Below are 24,192 nucleotides of genomic sequence, written 5' to 3'. Positions count from 1 at the left end.
TTCCAATTAGCTGGCGACGATGTTGACCAGTTTGCCAGGCACTACGATCACTTTGCGGATCGTCAGGCCTTCGGTGAAGCGCAGCACGTTTTCGTTGATCCGGGCAGCCGCTTCAACGTCTTCGCGGCTGGCGCTTGCTGGCATGTCGATCTGACCGCGCAGTTTGCCGTTAACCTGAATAACCAGTTGCAGGGTGTCTTGCACCAGCGCGCTTTCGTCCAGGGTTGGCCACGGCGCGTCGATGATTGCACCGGCGTGCCCCAATTGATTCCACAGCTCATGGCTGATGTGTGGAGTGATCGGCGCCAGGATCAACGCAACAGTCTCAAGGCCTTCTTGCAGCAAGGCACGATCTTGCTCGGTGGTTTGCGGTGCTTTCTCAAGCACGTTCATCACGGTCATCACCTGGGCGACGGCGGTGTTGAATTTGTGGTGCAGGCCGACGTCTTGGCTGGCTTGCTTGATCGCCTGGTGGATGGCACGGCGAATGACTTTCTGCTCGTCGTTCAGGCTGGCGATGTCCAGCGCGCCCGGCAGGCCTTGGCCAACGTGAGCGTGGGCCAAGCGCCATACGCGCTTGAGGAAACGGTGCGAGCCTTCAACACCCGAGTCCGACCATTCCAGGCTTGCGTCAGGCGGCGAGGCAAACATCATGAACAGGCGGCAGGTATCTGCGCCGTATTGTTCGATCATGTATTGCGGGTCCACACCGTTGTTCAGCGATTTAGACATCTTCTGCGTGCCGCCGATTTCCACCGGCAGGCCGTCAGTCTTCAGCGTGGCGCCGATGATCTTGGCCTTGGCATCACGTTCGATTTCGACGTCGTCCGGGTTGAAGAAGTCCTTGCCACCGTTGTCCAGCTTACGGTAGTAGGTCTCGGCGATTACCATGCCTTGAGTCAGCAGGTTTTTGAACGGCTCGTTGGAGCTGACCAGGCCTTCGTCACGCATCAGTTTGTGGAAGAAACGGGCGTAAAGCAGGTGCAGGATCGCGTGCTCGATGCCGCCGATGTATTGGTCTACCGGCAGCCAGTGATCGGCTGCCTTGCGATCAACCAGACCGCCTTCGAAGTGCGGCGAGGCGTAGCGAGCGTAATACCACGACGATTCGACAAAGGTGTCCATCGTGTCGGTTTCGCGCTTGGCCGGTGCGCCGCATTTAGGGCAGATGCACTCGTAGAACTCAGGCATGCGCGCCAATGGTGAGCCGGCGCCGTCGGGTACGACGTCTTCTGGCAGTACGACTGGCAGTTGGTCTTCCGGGACCGGCACGTCACCGCAGGTGTCGCAATGCACGATTGGAATCGGGCAGCCCCAGTAGCGTTGACGGCTGATGCCCCAGTCACGCAGGCGGAACTGGGTACGTGATTGGCCCAGTCCTTTGGCGGTCAAGGCGGCTTCGATGGCGTCGAAGGCAGCCTGGAAGTCCAAGCCGTCGAATTCGCCGGAGTTGATCAGTGTTCCGTGCTCGTTATAAGCGTCCTGCCAAGGTGCAGGTGTTTCGTCGCCAGCGCTGGTACGCACGACTGCCTTGATGGGCAGGTCGTATTTAGTGGCGAATTCGAAATCACGCTCATCGTGTGCCGGTACCGCCATGACAGCGCCATCGCCGTAGTGCATCAGTACGTAGTTGGCGACCCATACCGGGAGTTTCTCCCCGGTCAGTGGGTGTTCAACCAGCAGCGAGGTTTGCAGGCCTTTTTTCTCTTGGGTCGCCATGTCGGCTTCGGCAACACTGCCGCCCTTGCATTCAGCGATAAACGCTTGCAGCTCAGGGTTGCCTTGCGCAGCCAAGGTAGCCAATGGGTGTTCGGCGGCGACGGCCACGTAGGTGGCGCCCATCAAGGTGTCTGGACGGGTGGTGAATACTTTGAGTGCGCCCGCTTCGCCGATGGACTCGACGTTGTAAGGGAACTGCACTTCCATGCCACGGGATTTGCCAATCCAGTTGCGTTGCATGGTTTTGACCTGCTCCGGCCAGCCGGGCATGTCGTCAAGGCTTTCAAGCAGCTCATCCGCGTAAGCGGTGATCTTGAAGTAGTACATCGGGATTTCGCGCTTTTCGATCACCGCGCCCGAACGCCAGCCGCGGCCGTCGATCACTTGCTCGTTGGCCAGAACGGTCTGGTCGACCGGGTCCCAGTTCACGGTGCCGTTTTTACGGTAGATCACCCCTTTTTCGAACAGGCGAGTGAACAGCCATTGTTCCCAGCGGTAGTAATCAGGCTTGCATGTGGTGATTTCGCGGGACCAGTCAACAGCCAGACCGAGGCTGCGCAACTGGGTTTTCATGTAGGCGATGTTTTCGTAGGTCCATTTGGCCGGGGCGACTTTGTTTTTCATCGCGGCGTTTTCGGCTGGCATGCCGAACGCGTCCCAACCCATCGGTTGCAGAACATTTTTGCCCAGCATGCGCTGGTAACGGGAAATCACGTCACCGATGGTGTAGTTGCGCACGTGGCCCATGTGTAGCTTGCCGCTTGGGTACGGGAACATCGATAGGCAGTAGTAGGTTTCCTTGCCTAGATCTTCGCTGACTTCGAAGGACTTTTGGTTGTCCCAGAATGATTGGGCGGCGGCTTCTATTTCACGGGGCTGATATTGTTCGTGCATGGCTACTTGTACTAATAAAGGGTGGCCTAATCCTCTTCAACTTACACAGGCGTTTGTGTTGCCCGGTCAGGTTGGAGCAGGGGTTACAGGAAGTTCCGTAGCATACATGACCCCACTCTATCGAGGGAAACCCTGATTGCCTCATCATTCCGTTGGTCGCTGCGGCGCGCTGGTTTTACAAGCGCAGCTAAGCTGTCTGTGGGGGGAGAAACTTCCTTAATGAGGTGTACGGATGGCTGAGTCGCAACGCAAAGAAAGAAAAGCGGAGGTGTACGAGCGGCTGATTGATCGTTTGAGTGTGGCTCTTGATTCAGCAAAGACGGCAGTGCGATTACGAGATGAGTGCCCTGTTGAGTTGGAATTGCGTGGTTTGAGTCGTGCCGAGTTAGAGTTGATCAACGTTTATTTAAACCGGATCGGGCGTGAGGCTGATGAACGCTCGCAAGGCAGCGTGAATATGCAAAAAGTCCCTCGAAAGGCCAAGGTCATCTGGCTCAAAGACAGGGCGTAGGGAGCGTAGGGCTGTGCGACGATTCACGCCGGGCCCACGATGAAACGGTGAGTACCCAGGGTTGATGTATCAGGGCTTGAGTTTGAATGTCGACTGGCCCTGTTGATGCCACCCTTCAACCCCCTTAGGCTTCGGGCATCTCTGGAGATGCTCGATGCCTATTCGATATTTCGTTAAACAACTTCTATTGCCTCCGGGCATTCTTTTTTTGCTCCTGCTGCTGGCTTGGTGGTTGCGGCGCTCGCGTCCGCGTCTGGCGGGTGCGCTATTTGCCTTGGGGCTTGGCGGCTTATGGTTAATGAGCTTGCCCATTGTTGTGGAGTGGGGCGCGCGCGTCGTTGAGCGCGAGCCTGCGCTAGCCCAAAGCGAATGGTCGACGCTGGCTGAGCGCGCGGATGCGATTGTGCTGCTGGGCTCCGGGCGCGAGCGGGGTGACCCGGCTTGGGGCGGTGATCAGCCAACCATGATCGGGCTAGAGCGTCAGCGGTATGCGGCACGACTGGCCAAGGCTTCGGGCTTGCCGGTGCTAACCACGGGCGGTTTGCACTACGGCACGCCGCCGAGTGAGGCGCAGATAATGGCCGATTCGCTGCGCGATGATTCGGGTGTTGAGGTGCGCTGGAAAGAAGAACAAAGCCGTACCACATGGGAAAACGCCCAAATGACCGCCGATATTTTATTGGCGCAGGGTATTAAGCGTGTCGTCGTAGTCACGCAGGCATGGCACATGCCGCGTTCAGTGTGGTGTTTTGAACAGGCCGGATTTGAAGTGGTGCCAGCGCCGGTCGGCTTTTTAAGCGCCGACAACGCACGACCGTTTGGAGGCTGGATGCCCGAGTACAAGTCGATCTGGCAGTCCGGATTATTGCTCAACGAAGCCGTGGGGCAGATTGCCTACTCGTTGTTTTATCGTTAAGTGGGCCTTGTAGGGCGATCTTGCTCGCTCCTACAAGGCCCTTCCGGTGTTAAACCGTCTTGGCAATCCGGCTGGTGATCAGCGCCCAGCCGATGAGCAGTACGCACAGAATCGCCAGCGGCCATGAGCGCCATTGCAGATACGGCGTCAGGTTGTGCATCGGTACGACTTCGCCGTACATGATGCCGCGCTCGAATTGCGGGATCTGGGTGGTGATTTGGCCGTACGGGTTAATTAGCGCGGTGACGCCGTTGTTGGTCGCGCGGATCATCCAGCGGCCTGCTTCAAGGGCGCGCATTTGTGCCATCTGCAAATGTTGCAGCGGACCAATCGAGGTGCCGAACCAGGTGTCGTTGCTGATGGTCAGCAAAATATCGCTTTGGGCAGCAAGCTCCGCGACAAAGTCCGGGTACACCACTTCGTAGCAAATCAGCGGAGCAATCTGATAACCCTTGGCTTGCAACATAGGTTGATCGGAAGGGCCGCGGGCAAAGTCCGACATTGGCAGGTCAAAGAACGCGATCACGCCGCGTAATACGTCCTGCAACGGTACGTACTCTCCAAAGGGCACCAGTTTTTGCTTCAGGTAAATGCCATCGCCTTCACCGACCGCTGTGATGCCGTTGAAGTAGCGCGATTCGTGGCGTACTTCCTGACGGATCGGTACGCCGGTAATCAGCGCGGAATTTCGCTCAGCGGCAAACCGCCCCATCATTGTCAAATAACCTTCGGCGTTCTCTTTAAGCACCGGAATGGCCGTTTCGGGCCACACAATCAGGTCGGCACGTTTGGAGCTGAGAGTCAGGTCGCGGTACAGCGCCAACTGCGCGTTGAGCTGCGCAGGGTCCCACTTCATGCTCTGCTCAATGTTGCCCTGAATGGCGGCCACGCTCAGCGGGTTGCCCGATGGGCTGGTCCAAGCGTGATGCTTGAGTGCAATGCCGATGCACCACGGGCCGATCAACAGCACAACGGCTGCGCCAATAAAGGCTTTGCGTTTGATCTTGATCAGGCGCGGCAAGTTGCACAGCAGGGCTGCTGTTAGGGCCAGAGTGAACGAGATTAGCCACATGCCACCCAATGGCGCGAGCCCTGCCAGTGGGCCGTCAAGCTGGCTGTAGCCTGAGTAAAGCCACGGAAAACCGGTTAGGAACCAGCCGCGAAACGTCTCTTGAACCACCCACAGTGCAGCAAATGCCAGGGTATCAGCCAGTGGCGCTTCGTTGCGCCGAATCCAACGCGCCCACAGCCAGGCGGGCAGGGCAAAGAACCAAGCGATAGCGGCCGTGAAGGCCAGCATCAGCAAGCCGGCCAAGAGCACCGAGGCGCCACCGAAGTGGTGAATGCTGTAGTAGATCCAACTGGTGCCTGCGCCAAACAGGCCGAAGCCGTAACACCAGCCACGGCCCAGCGCCTGTTTAGGTGAGAGGTCGCGCAAGCCAAGATAGAAAATGGCCAAGGCGACGAGTGCCAAAGGCCATATATCGAAAGGAGCCAGCGCTAGGGTTGTCAGTGCGCCGGCTACCACGGCCAGCAAGTTACCGGGCCAGCCGGGGGAGGTTATCCAGCGCATTTCAATCCTTAGCGTGAAGGTTTAGCGGGCAATAGGCGTTAAGCGAATCAAATGAATCCGGCGGCTGTCAGCATTCAGAATGCGGAACCGATAGGGGCCGATTTCGGTGATTTCATTGCGTTTTGGCAAGTGACCGAACGCGCTCATGACCAAGCCGCCAACGGTGTCGAACTCGTCGTCAGAGAAGTCGCTGTCAAAGAACTCGTTGAAGTTTTCGATGGGCGTCAGGGCTTTGATCAGGAAGTCGCCGCTAGGCAGCGGCTTGATGTAGCTGTCTTCTTCGACATCGTGCTCGTCTTCGATATCGCCGACGATTTGCTCCAGAACGTCTTCAATGGTGACCAGACCGGCCACGCCGCCGTATTCGTCAATGACGATGGCCATGTGGTTATGGTTGGCACGGAACTCACGCAGCAACACGTTAAGGCGCTTGGACTCAGGGACAAATGTCGCCGGACGCAGCAAATCCTTGATGTTGTACTTGTCGCCGTTCTCTTGAAGGATCAGCGGCAGCAGGTCTTTGGCCAGTAGGACGCCGAGGACGTCATCGTGGCTTTCGCCGATCACCGGATAGCGCGAGTGCGCCGCATCGATGATCGCCGGGAGAAATTCGCGGGGTGTCTGGGTCGCTTTGATGCTGATCATCTGCGAGCGCGGAACCATGATGTCCCGGACCTGCAGGTCAGCCACTTGAATGGCGCCTTCGACGATGGCCAGCGCTTCGCTGTCCAACAGTTTGTTCTGATGTGCTTCGCGCAGCAGCTCAAGCAGCTCCTGGCGGTTTTTCGGCTCATGGGCAAAGGCCTGGGTCAGCTTACCTAACCATGACTTTTGCCCGTTGCTCGATCGGTCTTCGCTCATAGCGATTTACTCGTATCCCTTGGTCGTTTCAGTGGGTTGTTAATCAGTTTCGTCGTCTGCATACGGATCAGGATGACCCAGTTCTGCAAGCAACGTTCGTTCCAGTGCTTCCATTTCTTCTGCTTCGTCGTCTTCTATATGGTCGTAACCCAGAAGATGCAAGCAGCCGTGCATGACTAAGTGAGCCCAGTGGGCCTCAAGCGCCTTGCCTTGCTCAGCGGCTTCGCGTTCGACAACGGCCACACAAATCACCAGATCGCCCAGTAACGGGATGTCGAGAAACTCGTCGGGCACGTCAGCCGGAAAGGACAGCACGTTGGTTGCGTAGTCTTTTTGGCGCCAAGTGTGATTAAGCTCACGGCCTTCGGCCTCGTCGACCAAGCGAATGGTCATTTCCGAGTCGGCGGTGCGCTGGCGCAGCGCCAGCTCGCACCATTGGCGGAACTGGGCTTCGCTGGGGGCTGCGGCTTCGGTCGCCAGTTGCAGGTCAAGCTCAAGCATCGTGGCGGTAGTCCTTGGCGGCGGGCAGGGCGGCCAACTTGTCGGCGGCTTCCTGTTCGTAGCGCCCGTAGGCCTCAACGATGCGTTGCACCAACGGGTGGCGCACCACGTCCTTGGACTGGAAGTGAGTAAAGCTGATGCCCGGCACATCTTTGAGCACTTCGATGACGTGATTCAGACCCGACTTGGTGCCTTTTGGCAGGTCGATCTGAGTGATGTCACCGGTGATCACGGCAGTTGAGCCGAAACCGATACGGGTCAAGAACATTTTCATCTGCTCAACGGTGGTGTTCTGGCTTTCGTCGAGAATGATGAAGCTGTTGTTCAGTGTGCGGCCGCGCATGTAAGCCAGCGGTGCCACTTCAATAATCTGGCGTTCGATCAGTTTGGCTACGTATTCAAAACCGAGCATTTCGTACAGCGCGTCATACAGCGGGCGCAGATACGGGTCGATCTTCTGCGACAGGTCACCTGGCAGGAAGCCGAGCTTTTCACCCGCTTCAACGGCTGGACGCACCAACAAGATGCGGCGGATTTGCTCGCGCTCCAAGGCGTCAACTGCGCAGGCCACGGCCAGGTAGGTTTTACCTGTACCCGCTGGGCCAATGCCAAAGTTGATATCGTTGCCCAGGATTTCCTTCACGTAGCGCTGCTGATTGATGCCGCGAGGGCGAATCATGCCCTTTTTGGTGCGCAGTGAAACGCTGGCTTCGGCCACGGGGTTGTTTGCGAGATCTTGCACGTCAGATTCCTGTAGGAACAGATGCACTAGATCCGGCGAAAGCTCGGTGGCTTTAGTTTCGCGGTACAGGCGACGCAGCAGGTTTTCTGCGGAAGACGTGAGTTTTGGGTCGCCGATGAGCTCGAATTGATTACCGCGATTGCGGATTTCGATCGTGAGACGTTGTTCGATCAGGCGCAAATGCTCGTCGAATTGTCCGCACAGATTGGCGAAGCGGCGGGCCTCAAAAGGCTCGAGGAGAAAACGATGTGGTTCGATGGGTGCGTTCAAGGTCGTTTTTAGCCGCCCTAAGGCAATTGAGATGAATTGAAGGATAACGCTAGCAGGTCATGCGCGAAAGGACTTACTGATGCGACGTAAAACCTGTAGCAGCTGCCGTAGGCTGCGATCGCTCACGAAGTGGGCGCATGCTCTAAAAGCTTGAAGATCCTTCGGATCTTATCGCAGCCTTCGGCAGCGGCTACAGGCCCGCGTTAATTCAGCAGCGAGCCCCGCAGGGAGTGCGGCTGGGCGGCGTCGATATGCACATCGGCAAATTGTCCGATCAACTGCGGATTGTCGCAGCGGAAGTTTACAATTCGGTTGTTTTCGGTGCGGCCTTGCAACTCGCCAGGGTCTTTTTTCGAGTAATCGGTGACCAGAATCCGCTGAGTGGAGCCCACCATTTGTCGGCTGATCTCGAAACCTTGCTGATTGAGGCGATGCTGCAACGCGTTCAGGCGCTCCTTTTTACGTTCTTCTGGCGTGTCGTCGGCCAAGTCGGCGGCAGGGGTGCCGGGACGCTGGCTGTACACAAAGGAGTAGGAGAAGTCGAAGCCGACGTCTTCAATCAGCTTCATGGTTTGTTCGAAGTCTTTCTCGGTTTCACCGGGGAAGCCGACGATGAAGTCTGAGCTGATGCAGATGCCCGGCACCGCCGCGCGCAATTTGCGCAGCTTGGACTTGTATTCCAGGGCGGTGTGGTTGCGCTTCATCGCTGACAGGATGCGGTCCGAACCCGATTGCACGGGCAAGTGCAGGTGCTTCACCAGCTCAGGCACGTCGGCGTGTGCTTGGATCAGGCTGTCGGAGAACTCCAGCGGATGCGACGTGGTGTAGCGGATGCGCTCGATCCCGTCGATAGCCGCGACCACGCGAATCAATTCGGCCAGGTCTGCCAGGCGACCGTCTTCGGTCAAGCCGCGGTAGCCGTTAACGTTCTGCCCCAGCAACGTCACTTCGCGCACGCCGTTATCAGCCAAATGAATCACTTCAGCCAGCACGTCGTCGAACGGACGGCTGACTTCTTCGCCGCGGGTGTAAGGCACCACACAGAACGTGCAGTACTTGCTGCACCCTTCCATCACCGACACGTAGGCACTCGGGCCGTCGATACGCGGTTCGGGCAGGTGATCAAATTTTTCGATTTCGGGGAACGACACATCAACCTGCGGCAGCTTGGTGATGCGTGCGGCGTCGATCATTTCAGGCAGGCGGTGCAGGGTTTGCGGGCCGAATACCACATCAACATAAGGGGCGCGGTCGCGGATCGCTGCGCCTTCCTGGCTGGCTACACAGCCACCCACTGCAATCACCATTTCGGGGTTGGCCAGTTTCAGTTCACGCCAGCGGCCCAGTTGCGAGTAGACACGGTCTTGGGCACGTTCACGGATCGAGCAGGTATTAAGCAGGATGACATCAGCGTCTTCGGCGCGCGCTGTGACTTCCAGGGCCTGATGTTCACCCAGCAGGTCGACCATGCGCGAGCTGTCGTACTCATTCATCTGGCAACCGTGGGTTTCGATGTAAAGCTTCTTGGCCATGGGTGTTCATCAAGTGGTTCAAAGAACCGCGCATTATAGGGGGCATGGCCGTTGGTTCCTAGCGCTTAGCGTCCAGTGGCTATGCTATAGTTCGCGCCCTCTTTTATATCCTCAGATGTCACCCGCCCACCATGACCAAACGTGAAGCTCCAATCTACAAGGTGATTTTCCTCAACCAGGGCCAGGTGTTCGAAATGTACGCCAAGCAGATCTATCAAAGTGATCTGTGGGGCTTCCTGGAAGTCGAGGAATTCGTCTTCGGTGAGCGCACGCAAATGGTCGTCGACCCGAGCGAAGAAAAGCTCAAAGCCCAATTTGAAGGCGTGGTGCGCAGCTTTGTGCCGATGCATTCGATTGTGCGTATCGATGAGGTCGAACGTCTGGGTACCCCGAAAATCAGTGAAGCGCGTGGCGTTAGCAACGTGATGCCGTTTCCGTTTCCGATGCCGGAGAAGTAACACTGCGCAGGCAGTCGTTTTCAGTTGTCAGCGTGAAGGGCTGTAGAAGGGACTCAAGGCAGTGGCGAAAACGGCGAGCGACCATCGGCTGACTGCAATTCGAGCAAGTATTTGCGGAAGATCTGACCCAGGATCTGGGTCGCAGTTTCGAGTTGGTCACGGGGCATTTGTTCGGCCACCAGGTCGGCGGTGTCGAGCGCGTCTTCGGCGCCATTGACCGCGGCCATTTTTAGCACGATGTACGCCTGAATGTTGTTGGCCGGCACACCTTCGCCCTTGAAGAACATGGTGCCGAGCTTGAACTGGGCCATGGCGTGACCCTGCAGCGATGCCTGCTCGAAGTAGCTCAGTGCTTTATTGAGGTCTTGTGGGGCATTTTTACCGTCGTAATAGAACTCGCCTAACTCGTATTCAGCTTCTGCATCCCCGGCTTTAGCCGCTTCAACACAGGCAGCGAGTGCCTCCTGAAGGTCTTCTGGCTGAGTATTGAGGGTGCAGCGACCCATCGCTGGGATCAACAACGAGTTACCGCCTGCCTGGGCAAGCAGCGGTTGTAGGAGCAACAGGCAGCCCAGTGCAAGGGCGCGGCCGGTGCGGTTCATGGGAATCGACGTACCTCTGAAAGGCGGGCATACCCGACCAAGGGATGAGTAGGCGCGCATTATGAAATAAGCGGAGGCAACCTTACAAAGTCTTTACTCGTTTTTCTGCTGCGTGACCGCCATATCGATTGATTTAAGACGATTCTGGACGGGTGGCGTCAAAAATTACCGTACAACGGGCATAAAAAAGCCGAGAAGGGGCTAACCCCTTATCGGCTCTGAGGATTACTTCAGTGCAGCGAAAGCGCGCTCGGCAGCATCGAGGGTCAGTTGCAACTCGGCTTCGCCATGGGCAATTGACGTGAAACCGGCTTCGAAAGCACTCGGTGCCAAGTAAACGCCGCCTTCCAGCATCAGGTGGAAGAAGCGTTTAAACAGGTCGGCGTCGCTGGCCATCACGTCGTCAAAGGTCACGATGTCATCAGCACCGCTGAAATACAGGCCAAACATGCCGCCCGCCTGAGTGGTCACAAACGGGATACCCGCGGCGTCCGCACGCTGTTGCAAGCCTTCGAGCAAGCGCGTTGTGTAGTCGGTCAGCTCAGCATGAAAGTCTGGGCGGCTGATAAGGCGCAAGGTGGTCAGGCCAGCGGCCATGGCCAGAGGGTTGCCGGACAACGTGCCCGCCTGATAGACCGGGCCCAGCGGGGCGATGTGCTGCATGATCTCGCGTTTGCCGCCAAAGCAGCCAACAGGCATGCCGCCGCCGATGATTTTGCCGAAGGTGCTCAGGTCCGGGGTAACGCCGTAGTGGGCTTGAGCGCCGCCGAGGGCAACACGGAAACCGGTCATCACTTCGTCAAAAATCAGTACCACGCCATGGGTGTCGCACAGGCTGCGCAGGCCTTGCAGAAAGCCCGGAGCAGGCGGAACGCAGTTCATGTTGCCGGCGACCGGCTCGACGATGATGCACGCCACGGTGTCGCCCACTTCGGCCAGCAGTTTTTCAACCGCGTCGAGGTCGTTGAACGTAGTGGTCAGGGTGTGTTTGGCGAAATCGGCAGGTACGCCACCCGAGCTAGGAACGCCTTGGGTTAGCGCGCCGGAGCCAGCCTTGACCAGCAGGCTGTCAGAGTGGCCGTGGTAGCAGCCTTCGAACTTAAGAATGTTGTCGCGGCCAGTGAAGCCGCGTGCGAGACGGATGGCGCTCATGGTCGCTTCTGTGCCGGAACTCACCATGCGTACCATTTCCATTGACGGCACAATTGAGCACACCAGGTCGGCCATTTCGGTTTCCATGGCGGTCGGCGCGCCATACGACAAACCGTGTTCGAGCTGTGCTCGCACCGCGTCCAGTACCTCTGGGTGGCTGTGGCCCAGAATCATCGGGCCCCATGAACCCACGTAGTCGACATAACGTTTATCGTCTTCGTCTGTGACATAGGCGCCTTCGGCATGTTTAAAGAACAACGGCGTGCCGCCTACGCTCTTGAATGCGCGGACAGGCGAGTTCACGCCGCCGGGGATGTGTTTTTGGGCATTGGCAAACAGGGTTTCGGAACGAGACATGATGGGCTCTCTCTGAATCAGTATTCGGTATTTAAATAGACAGCAGGGCGTTGAACGCACGGGCGCGTCGAGTCACTTCTTGAGTGCTGTCAGCGCCAAATAGGCCGTGCACTACCGCCAGCAAATCAGCCCCGCGCTCGACCAGCGGCGCAGCGTTATCCAGGGTAATGCCGCCTATCACGCAAATGGGCAGGTTAAGCCGGGTGCGCGCCTGATCAATCACATCCAGAGCCGCCGGGGCTGCACCAGGTTTGGTGCTGGAGGTGAAAAAGCGGCCAAAGGCTACATACGTTGCACCTTCTTTGGCTGCCTGCTCCGCCAGGTCGATTTGGTCGTGGCAGGTTGAACCAATAATGGCTTGTCGACCAAGAAGTGCCCGCGCCGGAGTCAGTGGGCCGTCGGTTTGGCCTAGATGCACCCCTACGCCCAGGCGTGCTGCCAACTCAGCGTCATCATTGATGATCAAGTGAGCTTTATAACGGTCGCATAACGTCTTCAACGTTTCAGCTTCGCGCAGGCGGCGGTTTTCGTCGTTGCTCTTGTCGCGGTATTGCAACAGGGTCAGGCCGCCATCCAGCGCCGCCTCGACATACTGCAAAAATTTGCCGGCTAGCAGCTGGCTATCAGTGATTGCGTAAAGACCACGCAGCTTCATTGGTCGAGCCTCATTCGTTACGAACAAAAGTCCAGCGGCAAACGGCGAGGCACAAATTGGCCTTGGCCCAGTTGCTCTGCATCACGCAGGGTGCGCCACGTGTAATTGAGTGCGGTCTCTACCGCGCTGACCAGGTTTTCGCCAATCGCCAAGCGCCCGGCCAAGGTACTGGCCAAGGTGCAGCCCGAGCCATGATAGCTGCCCGGCAGGCGGTAACAGGTGAAGGTGTGACGGCTGCCGTCGCGGCTGTACAAGCGGTTATGGACTTCGTGTTCATCGCCGTGTCCGCCGGTGATGAGCAGGTGTTTGCAAAAAGGCAGGAGTTTTTCGGCGCATTCATCGGCGCTGCCTTCAGGCAGTTCGGCCAGAATGCGGGCCTCAGGTAGGTTCGGGGTGGCAATGACCGCCAGCGGCAGCAAGCGCTCGCGCATCGCGTAGCCGACTTCGTCTTTGCCCAGTCGCCCGCCACCCCCTGCGCGCAACACCGGGTCGCAGACCATCGGCAGATGCGGGTGGGCTTGAAGCAGTTCGACCACGGTGTCGACCATTTCCAGTGAGCCGAGCATGCCCAACTTGACGGCCGCCACCGTGGAGTCGCTGAGCACGGCATTGGCTTGCGCCAGCACCCACTCTCGATCCAGCACGCGGAAATCGCTGACATTCACGGTGTTCTGCACCGTCAGGGCTGTTACCACAGGAGCGGCGTGGCAGCCTTGAGCCAGCAGGGCTTCAATATCTGCCTGCAAGCCGGCACCCCCACTGGGGTCATGGCCGGAGAGACAGAGGACAACGGGGCGAGAACTGTAGATATTCATGGTGCGCGAGCTTACCACCAAACGCTTTTTTGCGGCGCCTTGCTCCGCGTTGAATGATCGGTCGCCTATCAGTCTTTAATTGTCCTGCAAACGAGTGCGTAAAATCTGACATAAATGCTCTGAGATGCCCGTTTTAGAGCCTTCTCTTTGATTGTGTATGGGGTGTGTATTTGCCCTTAGTGGCTATGCTAAAGTTGGCCCCCAATTAATAACAGGTCAGCCGGTGAACGTAGTCTCGAAAAGAATGGGGGATTGTGCACGTTTGCGGATGCGCCACGCTGGGGCTGTATGCGCTATTTGGTGATCATGTTATTGGGCTGGCTACCGATGCTGGTCAGCGCAGTTGAGTTCGACGAAACCACACAGAGCCTGCCCCTGGGCCAAGTGATGCAGGTCTTCGAGGATATACAAGGCTTGGCGACGCTGAGCGATGTCACTGCACACGATGGCCTGTTTAAAGCTCACGACAAAGCCACGCTCAACGCGGGCTATTCGCACTCGGTCTTTTGGCTGAAAGTCGATTTACGCTACCAGCCCAAAAATCCGCAAACCCAGCGCACTTGGTTGCTGGAGCTGGCTTATCCGCCGCTCGATAACATTGATTTGTACTTGGCCGATGCCGCAGGCAACTACCACCTAGTTGAACGAACCGGCGATGCGCTGCCCTTTAACAGTCGCCAGATCAAAGAAAACAATTACCTGTTTGAACTCAACTTCAGCCCTGGGCAAAGCCGGACCGTGTACTTGCGTTTGGCCAGCCAAGGCTCGATTCAGGCCCCGCTAACTCTGTGGTCTGCGCAGTCATACCTCGAAGAACAGCCGATACGAATCTACATCCTGGGCCTGATTTACGGCGTGCTACTGGGCATGCTGGTGTACAACCTGTTTATCTATATCAGCGTGCGCGACACCAGCTACCTCTATTACATCTTCTATATTGGCTCGTTCGGTCTGTACCAGCTCTCGGTCAATGGCGCCGCTGTGCAGTATTTCTGGCCGAACAACCCGTGGTGGGCCAACGCTGCTACCCCGTTCTTGATCGGTTCTGCCGCGTTTTTCGGTTGCCAGTTTGCGCGCTCCTTTTTACACACCGCCTCCCACAGCCGCTGGCTCGACCGCATATTGATGTTCCTGATGGGCGTTGGCGTACTGGTGATGGTGCTGTCGCTGGTCACCAGCTATGCGGTGGCACTGCGCCTCGCAACGGGGCTCGCGTTGGCGTTTATTGTTGCCATCTTTGTTTCTGGGGTGGTGGCTTGGGCCCGTGGTTTAAGGGTGGCGCGTTATTTTGTGATCGCTTGGTCGGCTTTTTTACTCGGAGGCTTGGTCAATACGCTGATGGTATTGGGCTACCTGCCGAATGTGTTCCTGACCATGTACGCCAGCCAGATTGGCTCGGCGATCGAGGTAGGCCTGCTGTCGCTGGCGCTTGCAGACCGGATCAATGCCATGCGCGACTTGCAGGCTCGCACGTTACAAGAGACCGGGCAAAAATTGGCGGCGATGAACCAGCAACTGGCCCGTACTAACCAGTTGAAAGACGAATTTCTGTCGACGGTCACCCATGAACTGCGCACACCCATGAACGGCGTGATTGGCTCTCTGGAACTGATCAAAACCCTGCGCATGAATCCCGAGCTTGAGCTCTACACCCAGACTGCCGAAGGCTCGGCGCGAGAAATGATGGGCATGGTCAACGGTATCTTGTCCCTGACAGAGTTACAGGCTGGTCGGCTTAAAGCTAATCCACGGCCTTTTAGCCTGAATGAACTGCTCAAGGGCCTGAACAATCAGTTTGGGCCGAAGGCGCGGGACAAAGGATTATCGTTTTCCTATGACGTGGCCCAAGACATTCCCGATCAATGGGATGGAGATGCCGAGAAAATTCGTCAGTGCCTTGAGTGCCTGTTGGACAACGCCATCAAGTTCACCCATGAAGGTGGGGTAATTTTACGTGTCACCGGCAAGGCTACAGGCCATGGGCGATGGGCATTGGCCTTTAATGTGATCGACAGCGGCATTGGTTTTGTCCATCAGGAGGAAGCCGAGTTGTATCAAAACTTCTTCCAAGTGGATGGTTCCATGACCCGCAGCTATGGCGGGTTGGGCATCGGTCTGGCCATTTGCCGGCGTTTGGTTGAGCTACTGGGTGGGCGTTTGACCCACCATTCGCAACCGGGCCAAGGCTCACAGTTCCAGATGTCGCTGGAGCTTGAATCGTTGGTTTCGCCTGCGTCTGCACCTGCGTTGCACCCGCAAAAAAGCCCTGAGGAATGCACGGTGCTGCTCGTTGAAGACGACAGCGCGGCACCTCTGCGCGCCATGTTGCTCAAACTGGGGTATCGCGTACTCAGTGTCGACAACGGCCTGGCGGCCATTGACGTTTTGCGTAAAGAGCGGGTGGATGCGGTGTTGCTGTGCTGCCCGTTGATTCTGGTAACGGGTGCCTCGATGAGCACTCAACTGCTGACCTTGGCCGCGTGCTCGCAGTTGCCAGTGCTGGTGCTGTTTGAATCCCAAGCCGAGGCTCAAGCGGCGCGTGAGCAGGTCGATGGAATCACCGACTACTTAATCAAACCGTTGCGTATTGAAGACCTGCGGCAGGCGCTGTCACAGCGCCTGTCGACCCTCTCGTAAAGGCAAAAGCGCCGAAGTTTAGGCGCTTATGCCACTTGTGATGGTGGCTGTGCGTGCTTCACTGGGTCCATTGGATTGATCCTTGGAGCCCGCGCAATGAACTTGCATCAATACGCCGAAACCCACCAAGTCACCAACCAGCCGCCACCCTTGGACGGCGTCAATCTCTACCGCATTGATCTACCATTGCAGCACTGGAGCCAACACTTTGGTGCGGGCTGGGCGCAATCGCGGGTTGATCAGTACGGTGCACTGGCGGGTGGCCCGTTGATGGCGGCGGGCTTTCTGGCCAATGAAAACAAACCCCTGTTTGTCAGCCATGACCGTTTTGGCCATCGGATTGATCTGGTGGAGTTTCACCCGGCCTATCACCAACTGATGCGTACGGCGGTTGAGCACGGTTTGCCGTCCTTGCCTTGGACCGACCCGCAGCCAGGCGCGCATGTTGCCCGCGCGTCTATGACCTATCTGCACAGCCAAGCCGAGGCGGGCAGCGGTTGCCCGTTGACCATGACCTTCGCCAGCGTCCCGGCCTTGCGACTGCAACCGGATATTGCCGAGATTTGGCTGCCCAAAGTACTGGCCACTGAATACGATTCGCGTAACGTCGACATCAGTCAAAAGGCGGGTGTGACCCTGGGCATGGCCATGACCGAAAAACAGGGCGGCACCGACGTGCGCGCCAATACCACGCGGGCTTATCCGGTAGGCGCGGGTGGGCCTGGGCAAGCTTACGAATTGTTGGGGCATAAATGGTTTTGCTCGGCGCCCATGTGCGACGGCTTCCTGACCTTGGCACAAACCGACAAAGGCCTGACGTGCTTCCTGCTGCCACGCCATCGCCCGGACGGCAGTCGCAACGAGTTCTACATCCAGCGTCTTAAAAACAAACTGGGCAATAGCTCAAATGCCTCCAGTGAAGTTGAGTTTCGTGGCGCATTGGCCTGGATGATTGGCGAAGAAGGGCGCGGCGTGCCGACGATTATCGAAATGGTCGCCATGACCCGTTTCGATTGCATGGTCGGCTCCAGCGCGTTGATGCGTCAGGCGTTGACCCAAGCCAGTCATCATTGTGCCCATCGTTTGGTAGGCGGTCGGGTATTGGCCGAACACCCCCTGATGCAAAACGTACTGGCCGACCTAGCGTTGGAAAGCGAAGCGGCACTGGCATTGAGCCTGCGCATGGGCCGTGCGCTGGACCATCTGGATGACCCGCAAGAAGCCAAATTCTCACGGCTGGTTACGGCGGTTGGCAAATACTGGATCTGCAAGCGGGCCCCCGCAATGATTAACGAGGCGGCCGAATGCATGGGCGGCGCGGGGTATGTTGAAGACAGCATCTTGCCGCGCCTTTATCGCGAAGCGCCGGTCAACTCCACCTGGGAAGGCTCCGGCAATGTCCAATGCCTGGACGTTTTGCGCGCATTGTCCAAAGAGCCTGGGGTGCTCGATGCACTGTTTTCCGAGCTGGGTGACGGGCATGGCGATGTGCGATTGGCACAGCACATAAGGCAGTTGAAAAAGGCCTTTAAAGACACCGACGACATCCAATACCGGGCGCGGCAACTGACCGAAGATATTGCCTTGGGCCTACAGGCAAAACTGCTGTTGGAGGCGGGTAACAGCGACGTGAGCGACGCCTTTATAGCCAGTCGGCTACATGGCAGCAGCCGGGCCTACGGCAACTTGCCACGCGGCTTGAATGTGGCAGCCATCGTTGAGCGCTCAACCCCGCAGATTCTCTGAACATTCCCTACTACGGGGTTTTGTGGTGCGCCCGGTATGCTTTGCCCATCGATGCAGGCAAGATAAAGGCCTGCCAGTTCAGAAGACAGGATGCTTACCGTGACCGAAGCTTTTATTGTCGTTTCAACCGCAGCCGAGGCTGTCGATCGTCTCGCTGCCCTGCATGAACGCGCCACCACGGCATTGAGCCAGGCTCTCAAGCGCTACCTGAAGGATCGGGTTGAGCCCACTCCAGAAGAACGTGCACTGTTTCGCTACCCGGAATTGCGCTTGACCTACCGCATTAACGGTGAAGTCCCAACCACAACGCGTGCGTATGCCAAGGTGCAACTGCCAGGCACCTACAGCGTCACCGTCACTCATCCGGCCTCGTTCCGTAACTATTTGCTGGAACAGTTAGTGCCGTTGATGCGTGACTTCACGGTAGAGGTTGAAGTCGGGGTCAGCCAACAAGACATTCCGTATCCGTATGTGGTCGAGCAGGGCGATGAACTCGCCGGTTCCGGCGTGACCGCTGCCGCCTTAGCTCGCGTGTTTCCAAGTACGGATCTGTCGGCGGCCACCGATGGCATCGCTGATGGTCTTTACGATTGGGAAAACACCGATCCGCTGCCACTCGCGCTGTTTGACGCCGCCCGCGTCGACTTCTCGCTACGTCGTCTGGTGCACTACACCGGCAGCGACTGGCGCCACGTACAGCCTTGGATTCTGCTGACCAACTACCATCGCTACGTCGACCAGTTCATCCTGCATGGCCTTGAGCAACTGCGCGATAACCCGCGCTTTGTGCGCATGGTGATGCCTGGCAACGTGATCATCGAAAAGTCCATGGACTACGGTGAAGCCCAGGCCATTGCCGCAGGCGTGGTGTGGCACCGCTACCAGATGCCGGCCTATCACTTGCAGGCCAACGACGGCCACGGCGTCACGCTGGTCAATATAGGCGTAGGCCCATCCAACGCTAAAAACATCACGGACCATCTGGCGGTGCTGCGCCCGCATTGCTGGCTGATGATTGGTCACTGCGGCGGCTTGCGCCAATCGCAGACCATTGGCGACTACGTGTTGGCACACGCTTACATGCGCCGTGACGGGATTCTCGACCGGGTCGTGCCGCCCAATATCCCGATCCCGGCCTTGGCCGAAGTGCAATTGGCGTTGCAGGAAGCGGCGGCCCAAGTCACTGGTGAGCGTGGCGACGAACTCAAAAAACGCCTGCGTACCGGTACTGTCCTGACCTACGACGACCGCAACTGGGAGCTGCGTTGGGCGCAAGAGCGTCCGCTGATCAACCTGTCTCGCGCGGTGGCCGTGGACATGGAGAGCGGCACCATCGCGGCACAAGGTTATCGTCTCCGCGTTCCGTACGGCACCTTGCTGTGCGTCTCGGACAAACCCCTGCACAGTGAAATCAAGCTGCCGGGCTCGGCCAACGCGTTCTATGAACGGGCCGTTAGCCAGCATCTGAAAATCGGCATTGCGGCCGTGGACTTGATGCGCAGCCAGCTCAATTCGCTGCACTCACGCAAACTGCGCAGCTTTGACGAGCCGCCGTTCCGTTGATTCAAGTGGTCATTTAGCGATCAGGGCACTAGCATTACCAGTCCTGATCGCTAGATGTCCTTTTTGTCATGTCACGTCCTGCTCGTCCCGCCCCACGCCGTCCGGCGCCTAAAAGTACCAGCACCGGTGCTGCCAATCGCCGTGTGGCCAAGGCCCCGCCGTCCGATCCCAAGTTGTACGTGTTCAATAAACCGTTCGATGTACTGACCCAGTTCAGTGACGAAGGCGGGCGGGCGACGCTCAAGGACTTTATCCCCATCCCCGGCATTTACCCCGCCGGGCGTCTGGACCGCGACAGTGAAGGCTTGTTGCTGCTGACCAATGACGGCCAGTTACAGGCGCGGATTGCCGACCCTAAACACAAACTCCCCAAAACCTACTGGGTGCAAGTGGAAGGCGAGCCAACACCCGAGCAGTTGCAGCAGTTACGTGATGGCGTGCAATTGAATGACGGCAAAACCCTTCCCGCGCAAGCACGCGGCCTGGAAGAGCCCGAGTTGTGGCCGCGCAACCCGCCGGTACGGTTTCGCAAAAGCGTACCCACCTCGTGGCTTGAGTTGGTGATTCGCGAAGGGCGTAATCGTCAGGTGCGGCGCATGACGGCGGCCGTAGGCTTGCCGACCCTGCGTCTGGTTCGGGTGCGCATTGGTGACTGGAGTATTGAGGGGCTGGATCAGGGGCAATACAAAGAAGTGCCGGCGCGGCTATAGCGCGCCTGACTCGATCAGGCCGATCACCACACTTTTGATGATGAACGCAGCGACACCGAGCCCCAGCACAAAAAATAGAATCATCGACCCGAAGCGCCCGGCTTTGGACTTCTTCGCGAGGTCCCAGACGATAAAGCCCATGAACAAGATCAAGACGCTGACTAGAATCGTCATCATCCATTCTTCAAGTACGGCAGGATCCATCGGTGTTCTCCAGCGGCCACGGGGTCAAAAAACCGTTGAAGTATACGCCAGGATGCCGCGGTTAAAATTGATCTGCGGCTACAGGGGTTACGTTCGCAAATGCGTCAACGGCAACTCGGTGCTGTTTAGCACTTGGTTCAGCACAAAGCTTGAGCGCACGCTGGTCACACCGTCGATACGGGTCAGATGGCCCAACAGCAGTTTTTGATAGTGATCCATGTCGGGCACGACGACCTTCAATTGGTAATCGGCGTCCATCCCCGTCACCAGGCTGCATTCCAGCACCTGTGGCAGGCTGCGGATCGCGGCCTCAAAGTTCTCGAAGCGCTCAGGCGTGTGCCGGTCCATTCCGATTAGCACGTAGGCTGTGAGGCTCAACCCCAGTAGCTTTCGGTCCAGCAAGGCAACCTGGCGCGAGATGTAGCCGTCATCTTCGAGTTGTTTGACCCGTCTGGAGCACGGCGAAGGCGACAGCCCAATACGTTCGGCCAATTCCTGATTGGAAATGCGCGCATCACGTTGTAATTCCGCCAAAATGCTCAGGTCATACCGGTCGAGTTTGCTCACGAAGACACCCTTTGTCATAACTATTGCGTGAAAGTATCCATCTGAAGGCAAAAATTGCGCAAGTCATATTTTATTCAGCAATCTTCGCAATCCTGTGTCGCGACCACAGGCCTATTCTTAACACCAGAATCACTGCCCGGACATAGAGTCCACTGCGGCCCGCCAAATCAGGCCAGCCGCGGCCGCCAACCCAACAGGGTTGCCCCGGCCCCCGGGCTACGCACTGTCCAGAAGACGGCGCGAGGTGAGCCAACATCACACGTGTTGAGCCAGGACGGAAAAATTCAAAGGGCGACCGACGGGTCGCCCTTTTTTATTGGGCGCGCAACGCCTTTGTGTACGAAATACGTCGACGTACACAGTGATAAAACGGCGTATTAGTCGAAAGGTTAAAAAATCCCCTCCTTAACCCAGCAAGATGAGCGCGTTCTAATTTATATCTGCATAAGTAAATACTCATGGGTGGGTACTGTGTAAGAAGTATCTTTCATGATTTAAAGAAGTGTATTTCTATTTTTAAGTATCGGTCTTTTGATGTTTGTTTCTATTTCTGAAAATGCGTCGAATTTACGTAAAATATGGTGATGTGAGCTAATTTTTAATGGATGTTGTAGGAGGTGTTTTCAAATAATCAGAATGGCAAGGATGAAGTTTTTATGGGAAATGAGATAGATAAATATTTGGGGCCTCATAAAAAAATTAGGCCCTAGCTCATATGAGATAGAGCCGATATCAATTAGAGTGAATGAACGGCCTCAGACTCAATTTGGATCGAATCAAATCCCTTGGGGGCTAAATGATAGCCAGCGTAGAGGGCTGGGTGGGCTTAGCAGTATTCATGAAGTCGCAATGCCAAACGTCATAGTTGAGTTAATGAGTGACCAAGTTGGAAGTCAACAAGAGATCGATCGTGAGTACAGCGCACGATTTAATTCGCTTCTCGTTGATACCTTGCGTGAGTGGGAGGAGGGAAAACAAGTCGCCAAAGGTGTGAAAAATTCAGCCCCTTTAGAAATCGCTGCTGTTGAGCATAAAGTCACGCTAGATCTTATTGGTTCGAAGAAAAATAGATATATAAGCGTTGCTCCCAATATTTATGGACTTTATGGACTGAGTCCTTATTTTCTGATGGAGGTGTTACCACGTCAGAAATTGCATGAACTTATAAACTCTAAGACTAACGACCCTGTTGTTGCCCTGGCAGGGCTGTATGCCCAGTTCGATAATGTCTATAAATCAGCAATGGAAATTAAGGTGCTTTCGCTTTCTATGGCTGTTCTTGCCGGGAAACTTGCAGAACAGGCGCAAAAAATAGATTGGGCACAGATGGCTGACAATAATCCCGCACCGTATAAACGATTAGAAATCATCATTCAGGAGCGAGATATTCACGCTCATCAATTGCCGGAAAACCTCTATTCGGAGTTTATTTCGGCAGCGGGTTCGATGGACGGTATGTCGCCTGCTAAAGCATTGGCGCATTACAAGGTAACTTTGGAGCATATGGCGGCGTCTAAAATGGCTGCTGTTAGCCCTGCTTACGCGCCGCCGTCTTTCAGTAGTGGCGGCGTTACGGTCCACTTTCCCGTGGAAAATCCGAAGATCAAAGCACCGTTAAGCAAGCCGGAACTGGAAGCACTCCACGAACTGGTTTACTTGCAAGCCCATACTCATATAGGGACTAAGTGGCAGAGTTACCACGATGCGTTACTTAAGGTTGAATCTGCCAGGCATCTGACAGTCACCGCGAATGCACTTGGCGCCCTAGCCGAGCGGGCCAAGCAAGCTGAGCAAATGATTGAAGCGAAGCTTCTTGCCGATGAACAAGTCCGTCTTGCAGTTGAGGCAGAGGCCAAGCGAGTAGCAGATGAACAAGCTCGCCTTGCGGCTGAAGCACAAGCACAACGGCTCGCTGAAGAAGCAGCCGAACAAGCCCGTCTTGCAACTGAGGCAGAGGCCAGGCGCGTAGCAGATGAACAAGCTCGCCTTGCGGCCGAAGCACAAGCACAACGGCTCGCTGCAGAAGCCGCCGAGCAGGCCCGTCAGGCAGCTGAGGCAGAGGCAAAGCGCGTGGCCGATGAACAAGTGCGCGCTGCAGAGGCTATCCGTATAGCCAATGCGTTTCATGCTCCCGGTCCTGCATCAGCGACAAGTCCGCTGTTTATGACCTCCGCAGGAACTGCTGCGGTTATTGATGCGGCGTCAGTGACTTTACAAGCGGCTATTCGCTCTTCAATAGCCGCATTAACCGGCTTGGCGGCGGGCACGGTGTCGGGGTTTTTTGTGGGTGTGTCGGCTTTGGTCTATTCGTCCAAGCTGGCCAATGGCGAACTGCCTGAACGTTATGCTTTCAGTACGCCGCTATCGGATTTGGTTTCGCACGATGGGCCGGATTTATGGGCGATTGCCGCTTCGGGTGGCTCTGTTGATATGCCCGTACGCATCAGTTCTAAAACAGCAGCCGACGGACAGTCTGAAGTCTTCGTCGCCAAGACTGACGGGAGAGTCGTACCGTCGAGCGTAAAGGTAGTAGCTGCTACCTTTAACGCTGAGCAGAATGTTTACAGCGTCACGACTGGAGACGTGCCGCCCCGAACGTTGACATGGACACCCATCGTTAACCCAGGCAATAGCTCGACCACATCACCTGCTGAACCCACTGCGCCACCAGTCTACACGGGGGTGACGGTAACGCCTGTTGAAGGAAGAATTGACACCTTTCCTGGGCTTGCTGAAGCCGGGTTTGACGACTTCATTACCGTGTTCCCGGTGGATTCTGGTTTACCCCCGCTGTATGTAATGTTCAAGGATCGTCGCGAGGATTCGGGGGTTGCAACAGGTGTCGGGCAGGTGGTGACGGGTACTTGGTTAGGTGCAGCATCGCAAGGCGAAGGGGCCCCGATTCCATCGCAGATTGCAGACCAGCTTCGGGGGCGTGAGTTTAGGAACTTTAGGGCGTTTCGAGAGGCGTTTTGGAAGGCTGTGGCTAATGACTCAGAGCTTGTTAGGCAGTTCAATCCGGGTAGTCTGGCTTTAATGAGAAATGGGAACGCACCTTACGTACAAGAGTCGGATCAAGCAGGTGGGCGCGTAAAAATTGAGATTCATCATAAAAGCCGGATTACTGATGGTGGTGATGTTTATGATGTTGATAACTTGGCTGCAATAACACCAAAGCGGCATATTGAAATTCATAGCGAGGGCTAG

The 24,192-nt window shown here is 56.6% G+C and carries 20 protein-coding genes; 8 read left to right on the top strand and 12 right to left on the bottom strand.

The features are described 5' to 3' along the window. Positions 1-6 precede the first annotated feature (6 nt). Positions 7-2,613 carry a leucine--tRNA ligase gene (gene leuS, locus B347_RS0122625; RefSeq protein ID WP_019411978.1) on the bottom strand — a complete coding sequence of 869 codons (2,607 nt, stop codon included), beginning with the start codon at positions 2,611-2,613 and terminating at the stop codon, positions 7-9. Between the two features lie 232 nt (positions 2,614-2,845). Here leuS and B347_RS0122620 point away from each other — a divergent pair, with 232 nt between their 5' ends. Beyond that, the gene (locus tag B347_RS0122620; RefSeq protein WP_019411977.1) at positions 2,846-3,124 is read left to right on the top strand and encodes a hypothetical protein; all 279 of its coding nucleotides are present in this window, start codon (positions 2,846-2,848) and stop codon (positions 3,122-3,124) included. A 154-nt stretch (positions 3,125-3,278) separates the two neighbouring features. Next, a complete protein-coding gene (locus tag B347_RS0122615; RefSeq protein WP_019411976.1) occupies positions 3,279-4,040 on the top strand; it encodes a YdcF family protein in 762 nt (253 codons plus the stop codon). Positions 4,041-4,089: 49 nt separating this feature from the next. Here the strand turns inward: B347_RS0122615 and lnt are convergent, their stop codons facing one another. The 5 genes from lnt to miaB form a co-directional block, all read right to left on the bottom strand. Next, positions 4,090-5,613 carry an apolipoprotein N-acyltransferase gene (gene lnt, locus B347_RS0122610; RefSeq protein ID WP_019411975.1) on the bottom strand — a complete coding sequence of 508 codons (1,524 nt, stop codon included), beginning with the start codon at positions 5,611-5,613 and terminating at the stop codon, positions 4,090-4,092. A gap of 21 nt (positions 5,614-5,634) precedes the next feature. After that, a complete protein-coding gene (locus tag B347_RS0122605; RefSeq protein ID WP_019411974.1) occupies positions 5,635-6,474 on the bottom strand; it encodes an HlyC/CorC family transporter in 840 nt (279 codons plus the stop codon). 39 nt (positions 6,475-6,513) lie between these two features. Beyond that, positions 6,514-6,975: an rRNA maturation RNase YbeY gene (gene ybeY / locus B347_RS0122600; protein WP_019411973.1), complete on the bottom strand. Its 462-nt coding sequence runs from the start codon at positions 6,973-6,975 to the stop codon at positions 6,514-6,516. Then, a complete protein-coding gene (locus tag B347_RS0122595) occupies positions 6,968-7,987 on the bottom strand; it encodes a PhoH family protein (protein WP_019411972.1) in 1,020 nt (339 codons plus the stop codon). The genes ybeY and B347_RS0122595 overlap by 8 nt, the downstream gene beginning before the upstream one ends. A gap of 203 nt (positions 7,988-8,190) precedes the next feature. Further along, a complete protein-coding gene (gene miaB / locus B347_RS0122590; protein WP_019411971.1) occupies positions 8,191-9,519 on the bottom strand; it encodes a tRNA (N6-isopentenyl adenosine(37)-C2)-methylthiotransferase MiaB in 1,329 nt (442 codons plus the stop codon). A 131-nt stretch (positions 9,520-9,650) separates the two neighbouring features. Between miaB and B347_RS0122585 the strand changes: the two genes are divergently transcribed. Continuing rightward, positions 9,651-9,977 carry a DUF1820 family protein gene (locus B347_RS0122585; RefSeq protein ID WP_019411970.1) on the top strand — a complete coding sequence of 109 codons (327 nt, stop codon included), beginning with the start codon at positions 9,651-9,653 and terminating at the stop codon, positions 9,975-9,977. A gap of 53 nt (positions 9,978-10,030) precedes the next feature. Here the strand turns inward: B347_RS0122585 and B347_RS0122580 are convergent, their stop codons facing one another. The 4 genes from B347_RS0122580 to B347_RS0122565 all read right to left on the bottom strand — a co-directional run bounded on the left by B347_RS0122580 (position 10,031) and on the right by B347_RS0122565 (position 13,558). Next, positions 10,031-10,579 carry a tetratricopeptide repeat protein gene (locus B347_RS0122580; RefSeq protein ID WP_019411969.1) on the bottom strand — a complete coding sequence of 183 codons (549 nt, stop codon included), beginning with the start codon at positions 10,577-10,579 and terminating at the stop codon, positions 10,031-10,033. 225 nt (positions 10,580-10,804) lie between these two features. Next, positions 10,805-12,088, bottom strand: coding sequence for a glutamate-1-semialdehyde 2,1-aminomutase (gene hemL / locus B347_RS0122575; RefSeq protein ID WP_019411968.1), 1,284 nt, complete (start codon positions 12,086-12,088; stop codon positions 10,805-10,807). A gap of 31 nt (positions 12,089-12,119) precedes the next feature. Continuing rightward, positions 12,120-12,743 carry a thiamine phosphate synthase gene (gene thiE / locus B347_RS0122570; RefSeq protein WP_019411967.1) on the bottom strand — a complete coding sequence of 208 codons (624 nt, stop codon included), beginning with the start codon at positions 12,741-12,743 and terminating at the stop codon, positions 12,120-12,122. A gap of 17 nt (positions 12,744-12,760) precedes the next feature. Continuing rightward, positions 12,761-13,558: a hydroxymethylpyrimidine/phosphomethylpyrimidine kinase gene (locus tag B347_RS0122565; protein WP_026014362.1), complete on the bottom strand. Its 798-nt coding sequence runs from the start codon at positions 13,556-13,558 to the stop codon at positions 12,761-12,763. 288 nt (positions 13,559-13,846) lie between these two features. Here B347_RS0122565 and B347_RS0122560 point away from each other — a divergent pair, with 288 nt between their 5' ends. The 4 genes from B347_RS0122560 (at position 13,847) to B347_RS0122545 (ending at position 20,214) form a co-directional block, all read left to right on the top strand. Continuing rightward, entirely contained in the window at positions 13,847-16,195 is a 2,349-nt protein-coding gene (locus B347_RS0122560) for a hybrid sensor histidine kinase/response regulator (protein ID WP_019411965.1), read from the top strand. A gap of 96 nt (positions 16,196-16,291) precedes the next feature. Continuing rightward, positions 16,292-17,941, top strand: a complete 1,650-nt coding sequence (locus B347_RS0122555) for an acyl-CoA dehydrogenase family protein (protein WP_019411964.1) — start codon at positions 16,292-16,294, stop codon at positions 17,939-17,941. 90 nt (positions 17,942-18,031) lie between these two features. After that, a complete protein-coding gene (amn, locus tag B347_RS0122550) occupies positions 18,032-19,504 on the top strand; it encodes an AMP nucleosidase (protein WP_019411963.1) in 1,473 nt (490 codons plus the stop codon). 143 nt (positions 19,505-19,647) lie between these two features. Then, complete coding sequence (locus tag B347_RS0122545) at positions 19,648-20,214, top strand: pseudouridine synthase (protein ID WP_192812407.1); 567 nt, start codon at positions 19,648-19,650, stop codon at positions 20,212-20,214. Here B347_RS0122545 and B347_RS0122540 read toward each other — a convergent pair. After that, positions 20,209-20,418, bottom strand: a complete 210-nt coding sequence (locus tag B347_RS0122540; protein WP_019411961.1) for a DUF2788 domain-containing protein — start codon at positions 20,416-20,418, stop codon at positions 20,209-20,211. The genes B347_RS0122545 and B347_RS0122540 overlap by 6 nt on opposite strands. An 87-nt stretch (positions 20,419-20,505) precedes the next feature. After that, entirely contained in the window at positions 20,506-21,003 is a 498-nt protein-coding gene (locus tag B347_RS0122535) for an Lrp/AsnC family transcriptional regulator (protein ID WP_019411960.1), read from the bottom strand. 855 nt (positions 21,004-21,858) lie between these two features. On the opposite strand from B347_RS0122535, the gene B347_RS25640 reads away from it, so the two are divergent. Then, positions 21,859-24,192 (top strand): S-type pyocin domain-containing protein, encoded by a 2,334-nt coding sequence (locus B347_RS25640; protein WP_237719154.1) that lies wholly within the window; start codon positions 21,859-21,861, stop codon positions 24,190-24,192.

The organism is Pseudomonas psychrophila HA-4 (assembly GCF_000282975.1).
In the GTDB taxonomy this organism is placed as follows: Bacteria; Pseudomonadota; Gammaproteobacteria; order Pseudomonadales; family Pseudomonadaceae; genus Aquipseudomonas; species Aquipseudomonas psychrophila_A.
This window is presented reverse-complemented; position numbering and strand designations above follow the sequence as displayed.